Origin of the sequence: Halalkalibacter oceani (assembly GCF_023715605.1) — a bacterium.
GTDB lineage: Bacteria > Bacillota > Bacilli > Bacillales > Bacillaceae_D > Halalkalibacter > Halalkalibacter oceani.
Map to the genome: position 1 here is coordinate 16972 of NZ_JAMBOL010000016.1, position 13724 is coordinate 30695.

At 48.4% G+C, this 13724-nt stretch carries 12 protein-coding genes and 1 riboswitch; of the genes, 1 reads left to right on the top strand and 11 read right to left on the bottom strand.

Annotation, left to right across the window (positions count from 1 at the left end):
- Positions 1–70: 70 nt before the first annotated feature.
- The 11 genes from pcrA to M3202_RS22715 form a co-directional block, all read right to left on the bottom strand.
- Positions 71–2269 (bottom strand): DNA helicase PcrA, encoded by a 2199-nt coding sequence (gene pcrA, locus M3202_RS15640; RefSeq protein ID WP_251224283.1) that lies wholly within the window; start codon positions 2267–2269, stop codon positions 71–73.
- Positions 2270–2328: 59 nt separating this feature from the next.
- Entirely contained in the window at positions 2329–3024 is a 696-nt protein-coding gene (pcrB, locus tag M3202_RS15645; protein ID WP_251224241.1) for a heptaprenylglyceryl phosphate synthase, read from the bottom strand.
- Positions 3025–3387: 363 nt separating this feature from the next.
- Positions 3388–4707: a CitMHS family transporter gene (locus M3202_RS15650; protein WP_251224242.1), complete on the bottom strand. Its 1320-nt coding sequence runs from the start codon at positions 4705–4707 to the stop codon at positions 3388–3390.
- Positions 4708–4939: 232 nt separating this feature from the next.
- Positions 4940–5653 carry a response regulator gene (locus tag M3202_RS15655; RefSeq protein ID WP_251224243.1) on the bottom strand — a complete coding sequence of 238 codons (714 nt, stop codon included), beginning with the start codon at positions 5651–5653 and terminating at the stop codon, positions 4940–4942.
- On the bottom strand, positions 5646–7307 hold the full coding sequence (locus tag M3202_RS15660; protein ID WP_251224244.1) for an ATP-binding protein: 1662 nt from the start codon (positions 7305–7307) through the stop codon (positions 5646–5648). The genes M3202_RS15655 and M3202_RS15660 overlap by 8 nt, the downstream gene beginning before the upstream one ends.
- 113 nt (positions 7308–7420) lie before the next feature.
- The gene (locus M3202_RS15665) at positions 7421–8449 is read right to left on the bottom strand and encodes a ribonucleotide-diphosphate reductase subunit beta (protein ID WP_251224284.1); all 1029 of its coding nucleotides are present in this window, start codon (positions 8447–8449) and stop codon (positions 7421–7423) included.
- A 28-nt stretch (positions 8450–8477) separates the two neighbouring features.
- Positions 8478–10670, bottom strand: a complete 2193-nt coding sequence (locus M3202_RS15670) for a ribonucleoside-diphosphate reductase subunit alpha (protein WP_251224245.1) — start codon at positions 10668–10670, stop codon at positions 8478–8480.
- Positions 10671–10845: 175 nt separating this feature from the next.
- Positions 10846–11036, bottom strand: a riboswitch (cobalamin riboswitch).
- Between the two features lie 110 nt (positions 11037–11146).
- A complete protein-coding gene (locus M3202_RS15675) occupies positions 11147–11719 on the bottom strand; it encodes a hypothetical protein (protein ID WP_251224246.1) in 573 nt (190 codons plus the stop codon).
- Positions 11720–11884: 165 nt separating this feature from the next.
- Positions 11885–12205: a YbjQ family protein gene (locus M3202_RS15680; RefSeq protein WP_251224247.1), complete on the bottom strand. Its 321-nt coding sequence runs from the start codon at positions 12203–12205 to the stop codon at positions 11885–11887.
- 359 nt (positions 12206–12564) lie between these two features.
- Positions 12565–12894, bottom strand: coding sequence for a helix-turn-helix domain-containing protein (locus M3202_RS15685; RefSeq protein WP_251224248.1), 330 nt, complete (start codon positions 12892–12894; stop codon positions 12565–12567).
- A complete protein-coding gene (locus M3202_RS22715) occupies positions 12798–13049 on the bottom strand; it encodes a helix-turn-helix domain-containing protein (protein WP_432805978.1) in 252 nt (83 codons plus the stop codon). The genes M3202_RS15685 and M3202_RS22715 overlap by 97 nt, the downstream gene beginning before the upstream one ends.
- A gap of 232 nt (positions 13050–13281) precedes the next feature.
- Between M3202_RS22715 and M3202_RS15690 the strand changes: the two genes are divergently transcribed.
- A complete protein-coding gene (locus M3202_RS15690) occupies positions 13282–13686 on the top strand; it encodes a hypothetical protein (protein WP_251224249.1) in 405 nt (134 codons plus the stop codon).
- Positions 13687–13724: the final 38 nt, after the last annotated feature.

Here is a 13724-nt window from a genome sequence, read left to right on the forward strand (position 1 = left end):
TCGTTCCTTTCTTAGTATCAACCCAAAATTTTTATCTTTATTATGAAAAAACCGCGCAGCGGCTTTGCCCCTATTTCTTCGTAATTGGCGCAAATTTGGCGAACAGCCGCTTAATGCCGGTCGGGTTCGGAAAGGCAATATCAAGCTCAACCGCTTCGCCTTCGCCTTTTATGCTGACGACCGTGCCAACACCCCATTTTTTATGCTCGGCTTTATCCCCGACCTGCCAGGAAATCCGCTCTCCTCCTGTTTCCGTCGTCTGCGGCCGGCGCGCTGACGCTGAGAGCGCGGCCGGCTTCGGCCGTGACGTCTTCATCCAGTCGGGAACCTGCTTCTCTTCATTAAGCGACTCCAGGCACTTCTCCGGAATTTCGGCGATAAAGCGGGAAGGTGGATTCGTATTCGTGCGCCCGTATAACGTCCGCAGTCTGGCGTTTGTCAAATAAAGCTGCTTTTCGGCACGCGTAATCCCGACATAAGCGAGACGGCGCTCTTCCTCCATTTCCTCTTCCTCAAACAGCGAACGGCTGTGAGGGAAAATGCCTTCCTCCATTCCGATCAGAAAGACGACTGGAAACTCCAGTCCTTTGGCCGAGTGAAGTGTCATCAGCGTAATCGCCTCCTTCGGCTTCCCTTCCTTCTCCTCATCGAGCTGGTCAATATCGGCAACTAAAGCGAGATCGGTTAAAAACGCGACAAGCGACTTGTCCTCATTCTGCTTCTCAAATTCATTCGTTACCGTTAAAAATTCATCAATATTCTCTAGCCGGCTTTGCGCTTCAAGCGATTTGTCATTGCGCAGCATTTCGCGATAGCCTGTCCGCTCAAGCAGCTCCTCCACAAGCTCGGAAACAGACAAGTATTCCTGCATTTGCATCCAGTGGCGCAGCTGCTCCGCAAAATCGTGGAGCTTCGCTACCGCCCGTCCGCTCAGGCCGATTTGGTCAACCTCCTGCAAGGCGGCGAACATCGAAATCCCCTGCTCGGACGCAAAGGCGCCAATTTTATCAACCGTCGTCGCGCCGATTCCCCGTTTTGGGACGTTAATGATCCGCTGCAGACTAATATCATCATCGGGGTTGGCGATAAGCCGCAAATACGCGAGCACATCCTTGATTTCTTTCCGATCATAGAACTTTGTACCGCCGACGATATTGTAATCAATATTTGATTTGACGAAATATTCCTCAATCACCCGCGACTGGGCATTCGTCCGGTACAAAATCGCAATATCAGAGTAGGAATAGTTCTCCTGTCTCGTCTTTTCTCTAATTTTCTCAACGACGAACTGCGCTTCAGACTGTTCCGTATCCGCCGCAAAATAGCCGATGCCGCAGCCTGCCTCGTTATCGGTCCATAGATTCTTCTTTTTGCGCTTGGCATTGTTCGCAATCACATTGTTCGCAGCTTCAAGAATCGTTTTGGTCGAGCGGTAATTTTGCTCAAGCAGGATCACCTTCGCATTTGGATAGTCTTCCTCAAAGGACAGAATATTACCAATGTCGGCCCCGCGCCAGCGATAAATCGACTGATCGGAATCGCCGACGACACAAATGTTTTTAAAGCGGCTGCTCAGCTGCTGCACGAGCATATATTGAGCGCGGTTCGTATCCTGGTATTCATCAACGAGAATATACTGGAACTTGCGCTGATAAAATTCAAGCACTTCCGGCACAAGCTTAAACAGCTCGATCGTTTTCATAATTAAATCATCAAAATCAAGCGCATGATTCAGCTTTAGCTGCTTTTGATAGTCAACATATACATCGGCGGCAATTTGCTCGTAAGGTCCCGTCGCCGTACTGGCAAACGCATCCGGTTTTTTTAATTCATTTTTCGCGCTGCTGATCATTCCGAGAATCGTCCGCGGCTCGAATTTCTTGGAATCAATATTGCGTTTTTTGACAATTTGTTTGATCACCGATAATTGATCAGTCGAGTCAAGAATCGTAAAATTCCGGCTGTAGCCAATCCGGTCAATATCACGGCGCAAAATGCGGACGCACATCGAGTGAAAGGTCGAAATCCAAATATCCTCGGCAATTGGTCCGACAAGCTGGGCGACCCGGTCCTTCATCTCCCGCGCCGCTTTATTCGTAAACGTAATTGCCAGCACACTCCATGGCGCGATCGCTTTTTCCCTTAGCAAATAGGCGATCCGATGCGTCAGCACCCGCGTCTTGCCACTGCCGGCCCCGGCCATTAACAGCAATGGGCCTTCCGTATGCGTCACGGCCTCCCGCTGTTCCGGATTGAGCCCGGCGAGCATTTTTTCAACAATTTTTCCTTGCACAAATCCCACCACCAAATATTCGTCTTGTATTTATTCTACTTTTGCGTACGTTTTACAGCTTCGACTGTCGCCAGCGCCGCCCCGACATCCTCATAAATCAAATTCCCGACAACGACTGTATCAGCAAGGCCGGCCATTTCCCGCGCCTGCGCCGGTGATTGAATGCCACCGCCGTAAAACAGCCGCGTCTTCTCCAGCACTCGTGACACGTCCTCGACGATGCTGACGTCGCCATACACGCCGCTGTATTCGAGATAGAATACCGGAAACTGATACAGCTTCTCAGCCATACGGGCATACGCGACAATATCCTCACCTGACAGGTCTGTGTTTGCTTCGGTCAACGCAGCGACCTTGGCTTCCTGATTCAGCACACAGTATCCTTCCATCACAACCTCGTCCCAGTTCATAATCGGACCGAATTCCTTGATCGCGGCGTGATGATGACCGAGAACCCACTCCACTTTACTACTATTCATCACAGAGGGAATGAAAAAATAATCAAAGCCTGGCGTGATGGACTCGACATTGGAAATTTCCAGCGCGCAGGAAACGCTGAAACGGCGAACCCGGGCCAGCAGCTGCAATGTCTTATCTAATGTCACTCCATCCGTCCCCCCGAGCAGAATCCCATCCGTTCCCGATTCACATACGGCTTCAAGGTCTTGATCGGAAATCTCTTTATTCGGGTCCAATTTAAATACATGGCGCCACTCTTGATAGTCAAGCATTTTCTCTTCCACCTCTGCTATTGTTCATGTCATTTTCTCTGAACGTCATTATACCAAAGATAAGAGCTGTTGTCGCTTGACGATCTTGTAAAATAACAGGCAACACTTCGCCTTTCCCTTACTGGACATTCAAGTAATGACCGCCTTATACAGATACGGAGGAAGGAGAAGAGATCATTACGATGAAAAATTTCCTCTTGCCTACGATAGAAGATCGAGCCGTTACCCGCGGTTCTGAGGAAATGCAAAAACGCCCCAGCTTGAAACTGGAGCGCTATCGTTTCCTATTAAATAGTCCCTGAGGAAGCGAGTACCTGAAAGAAACCCTCCTCCTCATGAACAGGAGCTGAAACATCATACTGCTTACAGCGTAACAATGCCAATCAGCATCGCAATGACAATTAACACAATACTGAATCCCCACACCCAGAAGAAGGAATAACGGATATGCTTTCCCATCTCAAGACCTGCCAGCCCGAGCGCGAGCCATAATGCTGGTGAAAACGGACTGACGAAAGTGCCGATAATATTACCGATAATCATCGCATAGGCGATCGATGCCGAATCGACGCCATGAGCACTGACAATTTGATCGATTAAAGGTAATAAAGCGAAATAATAGGCATCCGTACTTAAAATCAGTTCAAAAGGCACTCCAAGAAAACCGATGATGACATGAAGATACGGGATGACGAACGCCGGAAGATAAAGAACGATATCCGTTGCCAGTGAATCGAGCATTCCCGTGCCATCAAGAATTCCGAGGAACGATCCGGCAGCAAGAATGATCGCCGCCATCAGCAGCGCATTTGGCGCATGCGCTTTGATCCGTTCCATTTGATCATTGACCTTTGGATAGTTAACAAGCAGAGCCACACTGAGACCGATCATAAAGATAAATCCAGCCGGAATGATGCCCCAAACGAGCAGCGTAATAACCCCTAACGTTAAAAGGAGATTCAGCCACAGCAAGCGCGGACGAAGGAGGCTTTCGTCTTTTTCTTTGATCGTTGCCGTTTCCACGGTTACTGCAACTTCATCAGCCGCTCCGCCTTGCGCCTCCAGCTTGGCAATCCGCCGTTTCTCACGGATGCCGAGAATGACCGCCAGCCCGACAAGCAGCACGAGAGCAATGAGCTGCAACGGAATAAGCGGCCGCCATAAATCAGAAGGATCGCCGCCAATAACCGCCGCCGTCCGGCCAATCGGCCCGGCCCACGGCACCATATTCATGATACTTGCACTAAGTCCGACAAGCAGCAGCAAAAGATATGGATTCATCCGTAGCTTCTGATAAAGCGGAAGCAAAGCCGGAATCGTAATTAAAAACGTTGACGCCCCTGAGCCATCGAGATGGGCAATCGCCCCGATCAGCACCGTCCCGACTGTAACCGCTATCACATTCCCGCGTGAAATCGCAATCATTTTATTAATAATCGGGTCAAACAGACCGGCATCCTGCATCACGCCAAAAAACAAAATCGCAAAGATGAACATAATCGCGACCTGAATGACCCGGTCAATTCCTTCATTAAATAAACCGCCGATTTCAGCAAGACCGAAGCCCGCTAACAGCGCGCCGGCGATTGGCACAAGCACAAGGCCGATAATCGGCGAAACCCGCCCCCGCAGCAATAAAAATACAATAATAAATATCGTCGCAAAACCGATCAAACTTAACATCATACTTCCCCCTTTTTTCCAAACAAGACAGAGGGATTCAAGCTCTCCGAAAACCATAAAGCGCTTACAAGCACCAACAAAAACCCCTCTATCAAAATGCTATTCCAACGGTAGCATAATTGATAAAGAGGATGAAGCTTTTGGAGAAAAAGCGTATATTGCGCATTATTTGCTTTTTGTTCATTATGCTCACAGAAGAAAAACGCCACGCCACAGACGTCTTTTCTTTCATTCACCCATCCTTATCCTGCAAGCGAAAATAGCGGCGCTCCGGCCGGCCGACCTCTCCATACTTTTGTTCCGCGGCAATCTCGTTAGTCGTCACCAAATATTCTAAATACCGTCTCGCCGTGGAGCGGCTTGCGCCGATCGTTTTGCCGACAGCGGCTGCGGTTAAGCCTTCTTCTTTATCGTCTTTCATTACCCGTCGGACTTTTTCCAAGGTCAGGCGGTCAATTCCTTTCGGCAGCTCACTGTAGTCCGCTTCCTGTTCCAGCCTTTTCTGACGTCCTGCAAATAAGCCGTCGATCTCCTCCTGCTCCAGCTCCTCGTTCGTCATAAAGGTTCGCCGCTGGTGTCGGTAACGCTCCAATGTTTTCTCCAGCCGGGCAAATTCCACCGGCTTGATAATATAATCAAACACCCCGCCGCGCAAGGTCTCCTCGATTGTTTTTACTTCTTTGGCAGCCGTCATCATAATGACATCGCATTGTCTTAGACGACGGATTTCCCAGAACAACTCGAGTCCTTCAACATCAGGAATAAAGACATCAAGCAAGATCAAATCCGGCTTTGCCTTCCCGCTTGCCAAATAGGCTTTTGTTGCCTCCCCTGTTTGCAAAGTCGCCACCACCTCAAACTCTGGCACTTTTTCGACGAATTGCCTTGTAATCTCCGCCACCCGAAAATCATCTTCAACAATTAACACGTGAAACCGTTCAGTCATCCGTCTTCCCTCCGTCCCTTTCTTTCGCTATTGTCACGACAAAGCAGGCTCCACCAAGCTCGCTTTCCTCAAGCGTCAGTTCACCATCTATATCCTCCAGCAGCCGCCTCGTCAACGCAAGACCGATCCCTCGATCAGCACCGTCCTTCGTCGTATAGCCCTGCTGAAAAACCTTTTCGATCTCCTCTTCCGCAATGCCCGGACCCGCATCGTCAACTTCAAACACGACCACATCACCAATATCTGTGAAAGACAGGGCGACCTCGCGCTGTGCTGTTTTGTCCTTGACCGCTTCAATCGCATTGCCGATCAAATTGCCCAGTACGGTTACCAATGCATCGCGCTGCTGGTCAGACAATGGATGCTGCAGCTGACTGTCCGGGTCAATCGTTAACGTCACACGCTGTTCCAAAGCCTGATTCAGCTTTCCGAGTAAAATCCCGCTTATCATCGGATCGGGCACCTTTTTCATCAAAAAATGAATCCAGTTCTGCTGAAGTGTGCTCTCACGCCTAATAAAATCAACCGCCTCCTGCTGCTTATCGAGCTGAATTAAACCGAGAATCGTATACATCTTATTGGAAAATTCATGCGTCTGGGCACGTAACGCCTCCGCATATTGTTTCACGCGCGTCAGCTCCTGTGAAAGCTGCTCCAACTCAGTTTTATTCCGAAAAGTCGACACGGCCCCGATCAAATTCTGCTGGTAATAAATCGGCAGCCGATTGACTAACACGATATGTTTGCCGACAAGCATCTCCTTATCATACTGGCTTTCTCCCGTCTGCAGCACTTCATGCAGACGCGAGTTCGGCAGGACGTCCAAAATCGGTTTTCCGATAAACGGATTCGGCTCCTGGGCCTTTGCCCCGAGAAGACGCTGAGCCGCTGTATTCATTAAAGTAATCAACCCATATCGATTAACGGCAATAATTGCTTCATGAGTCGACTGTAAAATCGTCTCCTTTTGTAAGAAAAGATGCGAAATTTCCTCCGGTTCCAACCCAAAGAGCAGCCTCTTAATATAACGGGCGATGAGAACAGCCCCGACGATACCGACGCCCACAAGGGCAACTAAGACATACCAGAGCTTGCGATGATAATTCATGACAATCGTCTGGACATCCTGCGTTAGAAATCCGACACTGACTACCCCAATCACCCCACCATCGGCATCGCGCACCGGCACCTTACCGCGAATCGAACGCCCGAGCGATCCGACAGCCTCCGATACATAGGATTCACCTAACAGCAGCGCCCTCTCATTGTCTCCTCCGACCATTTGCTCTCCAAGCCGCTCAGGCTGCGGATGAGCGTAACGAATCTCCTCCCTATTGCCGACTACAATAAATTGCGCCCCCGTCGCCGCCCGAATCGGTTCCACAAGCGGATGAATGACCGCAGCAGGATCCTCCAGCTCGTACGCTTGCCGCAATTCAGGGATCCGCGCGACGCTTTCCGCTACGGCAAGCGCTCTTTCGCCTACTTCATGTTTAAGAGTATCCGAGAAAAAGGCATGGAGAAACAGCCCCATAATCGCAAACATGCTGATAATCAGCAGCCCGATGATCAACGTCATTTTCATTTGCAGCTTCAATTTCACATTAGGGTTGCCAATGTACTTAAGATAGTCACCCTCTTTTATCGTCAGCATTTTCGCCCCGGCTCCTTTTCCCTTTCTTGTTCCATCTCGTATTGTTTCATATTGCCAACAATAAGAAAAGTCTGGCGACATGGTTTTTCAACCTGTTTGCCAGACTTATTTTCCTACAATTCATCAAAGCCGTTATCGCTTGATACTTTCGCATATTGTCGTGATTTTTGCTCAAAGAAATCGCTTTTGGCGGCATTGACATCCTCATAGGCTTTGATCCATCTCATCGTATTCGTCCGGTATTCCGGGTAAATCGCTTCATAGCCGAGCTGTTTGATCCGTTTATTTGCCATAAACTTTAAATAGGCTTCCATTTCCCCGGGATCGATGCCGTCGATCCGGTCGCCGATAATATAGCGGAACCAGTTCATCTCCAGCTCGGTCGCTCTGTGAAAAGCCTGCTCGACAAACTGCTTCATCTCCGCTGAATCAAGCTCTGGGTTTTCACGAAGCAGCTCTTTAAAGAGATTCGTAAAAAAGTAGACATGGAGCTGCTCATCCCGGTTAATATAATTAATCATCGTCGATGTCGAGACCATCTTTTGATGGCGGGCGAGGTTATAAAAGAAGGCAAACCCTGAATAGAAATTCAGCCCTTCGAGAATCACATCATAGACAATCGATTTCGCCAGCGTTTCGGCGCTTGGACGCTCAGTAAAATCCTCATAGCCATCGACGATAAATTCATTTCGTTCCCGCAGCACAGTATCATGCTTCCAATATTCATAGATTTCATCCTGAACCGCCTTCGGCACGAGGCTTGACAGCACATAGGAATAGCTTTGGTTATGAACGACTTCCTGGAAGGACAGAACGCTCATCAGCGCCGCCATGCTTGAATCGGTTAAATAGTCGGCCACCCGCAGCGTGTAATCGGTTTGGATGCTGTCAAGAAAAGCGAGCAGGCCGATAATTTTTTTGAACGCCTCCTGCTCGTGCTCCGTCAGCGAGGTGAACTGCTTGGCATCATGGGTCATATTGATCTCGAACGGCGTCCAGAAATTGGCGAGCATATTTTTGTACAGTGGATAAGCCCATGAGTAACGGACATCATCCCAGTTCAGCACGTTCGAGCTTTTGCCGTTGATCAGCGCGGTCGAGGCATTCGGTGCCTCGACATCGTATAGCTTTCTTTTTTCCATCATCGTTGATTCTCCCTCTTGTTCCAATTTAGCTGGAGCAGCTCTCACAATCCTCGACCGTCACCGAGGTTGAACGGACATAATAGGTCGTCTTCAGCCCTTCCTGCCAGGCGAGCAGGTGAAGCTCAAGCAGCTCTTTTGCTTTCACCGTATTCGGCACATACAGATTAAAGGAAATCCCTTGATCGACATGGCGCTGACGGCGGCCGTTCTGGCGGATGCTCCATTTTTGGTCGATCAGGTGAGCCTGCTTATAGAGCCAGGTCGTTTCCGCCGTCAAATCCGGTGCCACGACAGGGATTCGGTAATTTTTCTTTTCTTCAACATAAAACTTCGCAAAAATCGGATCAATCGAAGCAGTCGATCCGGCAATAAGCGAGGTCGTCGCATTTGGCGCGACCGCCATCATATAGCCGTTGCGCACGCCGTACTCTGCCACATCCTGCCGCAGCTCATTCCATTTGTCCGACGTGTAGTCCCTCTTCGCAAAATAGTCCCCCGTATGCCAATCAGAGCCGGAAAACGCCGGATAGGCGCCCTTTTCCTTTGCCAACAGCAATGAGGCTTTCACGGTGTAATAATGAATTTGCTCATAAATCTCATCCGCATAGTCGACCGCTTCCTCGCTTTCCCAGCGAATTCCTTTCTTCGCCAGCAAATGATGCCAGCCGAACGTTCCCAACCCGACCGCGCGGTATTTTTCATTCGTCAACTGCGCCTGTTTCACCTCAATCTGATTGAGGTCAATCACATTATCGAGCATCCGCACCTGAATCGTAATTAACCGTTCGAGCACATCATCTTCCACGGCATTGGCGAGCGAAATCGAGGACAGATTGCAGACGACAAAATCACCCGGCGTTTTCGTCGTAATAATTTTCCCGTCCTTCGTATGCTCTTCTTCAATGATCGTCGGGCTCATATTTTGCATAATTTCCGTACAAAGATTCGAGCCGTAAATCATCCCACGGTGCCGGTTCGGATTCATCCGGTTCACCGTATCGCGGTAAAACATAAACGGACTGCCCGTCTCAAGCTGGGAGAGCATGATCCGCTTCATGATCTCAATCGCCGGTACTTCCACTCTCGAAAGCGCCTCTTCCTCCAGACAGCGGCGGTAACGGTCGCGGAAGCTTCCCTCACCCTTTTTCTCGTCATAGCTGTCCTCCAGCGAAAAGCCCATCACCTGCCGTACTTCATGCGGGTCAAACAACGCCCAATTCTCACGCTTTTCTACCGCCTCCATAAATAAATCAGGAACGGAAACAGCGGTGAACAAGTCATGCGTCCGCTGCCGTTCATCACCGTTGTTCAGCTTCGCATCAAGAAAGGAAAAAATATCGCGGTGCCACACATCCAAATAAACGGCAATCGCCCCCTGGCGCTGGCCAAGCTGGTCAACGCTAACCGCGACGTTGTTCAATTGCTTCATCCATGGCAGCACACCGGATGAGACTCCTTTAAAGCCGCGGATCGAAGACCCTTTTGCCCGGATTTTGCCAAGGTAGATTCCAAGTCCACCGCCATTTTTGCTGACGGTCGCCGCATCGGTGCAGCTGTCGAAAATCGCCCGAAGATCATCCGCGACCGTATCAATAAAGCAGCTTGATAATTGCCCTCCCTTCTTTCCGGCGTTCGCCAATGTCGGCGTTGCCGTCGTCATATATAAATGAGAGAGCGCCCAATAGCTTTCCTTCACCAGCTCAAGGCGACGTTCGCGCGGTTCCTTGACCATCAGCAGCATTGCGATCACCATGAAGCGCTCCTGCGGCAGCTCCTGAAGCGTTCCATCATAGCTTCTCGTCAAATAACGGTCAGCCAATGTCTTAATTCCAATGTATGTAAAGCGCTGATCCTGAGAAAGGTCCAGCACGCCGGCCAGCTCAGCGAGTTCCTGTGACGAATAGCTCGCCAGCCGCTCATCGTACAGTCCGTCCGCGATTAATCGACCGACCTGGGCCGGGAATGTCGAAGCCCATTGCTCCACTGCTGTGCCACGCAAGCCTGTGACTTGCTCATAAATCGAGTACAGATAGCATTGCGCCGCGACATAGGTCCAATCCGGCTCATCAACGTCGAGATGATTCAACGCTTCAAGCGCCCGCTTTTCCCAGGAAATGTCTTTATCCATTTTCTCCAGCCACTCGGCGATCGGTAGATCGCTAAATCGACTGATTAGCTCGTCTATCCCATATCGTTCCACTGTTCCTGCTTTGCTCATCTTTCATCACTCCTTCAAAAATTTCGAGGCCATCGAATTCCATCAAAAAACGCCCTTTCTCGGGCTGAGAAAGGGCGTAAAACGGCAGATTGAGAGTGTAATGTTCAGCTTTAGGCATGGAATATTCCACCGCTTTAAAAGCTGTGCCGTCTCACTTCTCAGTCCCCGAAGATAGCTGACTTTGGAAAAAATGGCAGGTCTCCTGACTCGTGCTTCGTCCTACAATGAGCCTTCCCATACAAGAGCGATCTACCTGCTTGCACAGTGGTTTTCTCATTTCGTCACACTTACAGTTGCGGGGACAGTTCTGGATTTTCACCAGATTCCCTATTAAGCCGTATATGGCGCCATTTATCCACATCAATATATAGTTGTCATTCTCGTGACCAATCACGATATATTGTATATAGTAATGGATTTCTGTCTGAGTTGCAAGATTTGTTTTTGAAGAATGATAGGAAAGGATGAGGGCAGGGTCAGCCAACTTGCTCCAGAACATCTTTCAGACTGCATGATTCCACCGAGGACAAATGCTGTGAAAAATATCCCTCAACCCGGCCTTCATAAAGGAAAACAGCCTGCTTGCAAGCTGCTAAGTCATCAGGTTTTACAAAGCAGGGAAGCTTCCCACCGACAGAAATTCCGCCTCTCTGCAATACCGTCGCAACAAATTCCGAGCAGAAAAAAGCATACGGCCGCTTGATTTCCTTCGCAAACAAAACGCCAAAAAGTCCGAGGAAGTTATACGTATAGCTTGTCTGCTGCGTCTCGATTTCCCGGACGTAGGACAGCATTTTTTGATAGCTTTCCTCCGTTACAGAGCAGCGATAAATCGCGCAATACGCTTCTCCAAAAAAACGGTCTCTCATATTCTCTTTTACAAATCCACCGATGAAAGGATTATTCATTCGTTTCCGTCCAAAGCTGCAGGTCATCTCCAGTTCTTTGTCAAAAGACAGGGACGCATGGTTCAAGCGCTTTTTTGTAAACAACCTGATCAACCTTGTAAAAACCGTTCCGGTATCGGTAAGTATAATATAAACATCCATCCTCTCGCCTCCATCTTCTGACGCAGCTAAAGCAGCATCATTCTTTATAGATCATCCTATAAATTTGAAGATGGAAAAACGCTCCGAGGTTGCAAATCCTATCCGTCTTAAGGCTGATTATTTGCACACGATTAGGGCGCCCCTTTGCCCGCCCTCTCTTCCTCATCACTCTGCTTCAATGACGACCGCTGTCCCGTAGGCGATAATTTCTGCAGCTGCACTCATCAATGTAGCCGACTGCAACCTCATGCCGACGATCGCATTGGCTCCTTTCGCTTCAGCTTCTTCGACCATCCGGTGGATCGCCAGCTTTCTCGCTTCCGCCATCATGTCAGAATATCCCTTTATTTCTCCGCCGACAATTCCTTTTAAAGCCGCTGTAATATCCCGTCCAATATGCTTCGTCTGGATCGTGCTTCCTTTGACATAGCCCTTTACCTCTGTTATTTCATAGCCGGCCACCTGCTCAGTAGTCACAATCATCATAATTGATTTCCTCCTTTTTTTCGATGCGCCTTTCTCTGATGAAAATCAGAAGCAAGGCGACCAATGAAATTCCGTAAACGCCAAACAAAAGCAACGCCGTCGACATCTCGATAAATAAGAAAACCGCACAGCGGCTTTTCTTAGAAGCGGCATGCGGAGCCGTTACCATCTTTTGAGGATGTCTGAAAGTGGGTTTCTTTCAGACAGGCGCGTAACGTGCGAAGCCGACGCCCTTCCTCGAATCAACCCGAAAATTTTTATACTTTCTTATCTTTCAAAAAAACGATTCCTGCGACCTGGCCGACAACGGCAATCGTAATCAAGCCATACTTAAGAGCTTCACCCATCACTTTCTCCTTTCAATCCTGTGGAATCGAGATCACCGCGAATGTGTGCGCCTGCCGCTCTTCAGATGGAGAAAAAGAAAGATAGCGTTCCATTAGTTCACTTAATTCCGTGCTGAACTGCTTCATTTCATCCAGGGATAAATGTAAAATAGTTTGAGTATAGCTTAACCCTTTTTTGCTCCTATCATGCTGGGGGTGACGCTCGACAAAGCGCTCCATCTCCTTTAATAGGTTTGCCTGATAGCTCATAAAATAGCGAAGATGCTCCTCGGGTGAGGCATCACCCAACTCCTGCTCCGACAATGTAATGCTCTCTCTTTTGACTGTATATACGTTTTCCATTGTCCCCCTGACCTTACGCGTGTGGACAACCTCGACAACATCAGCGTCCTTAACACCTTCAAATGACGGTACATCGTCGCCTGCGGAACATCCTCAAGCTTTTCAAGCAGCTGCTGCACCGTCATTTCCTTATAGGAATGCAGCGCCTGAATCATCCGCTTTCTTACCGGGTGAAGAATAACATCAGCTTTATTAATCAGTAGCTCTCCTCTTTATTATTATCATTCTATAAAAATGATAATAATGATAATGAATTCTATCATAATCAGCAAGTTCATATTCAACAAGTCCTCAAGAAAACTAAAAAATAGCATTCTCGCTGTAATATTATGGTATATTCTTCCTTTTACGTATATACTCATAGTAAAAATTGAAAGGAGTTAGCCGATGTTTTTTCTAAAGAAGATTTCCTACATAACCATCCTGATTTCCACAATCGTTATGTTTCTAATTGCATGCGATGATCAGACCCGAAACGAGGAAGACTATCAATTTGAAGGGTATGTCGTTTCCATTGAGCATATGCAGGACATTGATTTAAAGCGCGCTTTGTTCAATGTACTCATTGTTAACGGAATTGAGAAAGAACAGGCGATTGAATGGGACTATAAGGACGTGCAATTGAATGAAATAGAGCCTAAGAATGTCTTATTTGCCATCGTGGAACAGCCTCATGATTTCATCGAAGTGGGCGATAGAGTTGTTGCCAAATGGGGCAGCTTTGGAGATACACAAATATCAGAGCATGATTATTCTGTTTTTAGTGTGGATTCAGTTGAAGTGATCGAGTAGTAAGGCAAATGGACTGTATCTAACTTTCTTTATAAGCA

What these genes read in the sequence shown, in the direction of transcription:
- M3202_RS15655 (WP_251224243.1), bottom strand. Translation starts at nt 5,653, where the DNA reads ATGACTGAACGGTTTCACGTGTTAATTGTTGAAGATGATTTTCGGGTG.
- M3202_RS15670 (WP_251224245.1), bottom strand. Translation starts at nt 10,670, where the DNA reads ATGAGCAAAGCAGGAACAGTGGAACGATATGGGATAGACGAGCTAATC.
- pcrA (WP_251224283.1), bottom strand. Translation starts at nt 2,269, where the DNA reads ATGCTCGCCGGGCTCAATCCGGAACAGCGGGAGGCCGTGACGCATACG.
- M3202_RS22715 (WP_432805978.1), bottom strand. Translation starts at nt 13,049, where the DNA reads ATGATTCAGGCGCTGCATTCCTATAAGGAAATGACGGTGCAGCAGCTG.
- M3202_RS15650 (WP_251224242.1), bottom strand. Translation starts at nt 4,707, where the DNA reads ATGTTAAGTTTGATCGGTTTTGCGACGATATTTATTATTGTATTTTTA.
- M3202_RS15690 (WP_251224249.1), top strand. Translation starts at nt 13,282, where the DNA reads ATGTTTTTTCTAAAGAAGATTTCCTACATAACCATCCTGATTTCCACA.
- M3202_RS15675 (WP_251224246.1), bottom strand. Translation starts at nt 11,719, where the DNA reads ATGGATGTTTATATTATACTTACCGATACCGGAACGGTTTTTACAAGG.
- M3202_RS15665 (WP_251224284.1), bottom strand. Translation starts at nt 8,449, where the DNA reads ATGGAAAAAAGAAAGCTATACGATGTCGAGGCACCGAATGCCTCGACC.
- pcrB (WP_251224241.1), bottom strand. Translation starts at nt 3,024, where the DNA reads ATGCTTGACTATCAAGAGTGGCGCCATGTATTTAAATTGGACCCGAAT.
- M3202_RS15660 (WP_251224244.1), bottom strand. Translation starts at nt 7,307, where the DNA reads ATGCTGACGATAAAAGAGGGTGACTATCTTAAGTACATTGGCAACCCT.
- M3202_RS15685 (WP_251224248.1), bottom strand. Translation starts at nt 12,894, where the DNA reads ATGGAAAACGTATATACAGTCAAAAGAGAGAGCATTACATTGTCGGAG.
- M3202_RS15680 (WP_251224247.1), bottom strand. Translation starts at nt 12,205, where the DNA reads ATGATGATTGTGACTACTGAGCAGGTGGCCGGCTATGAAATAACAGAG.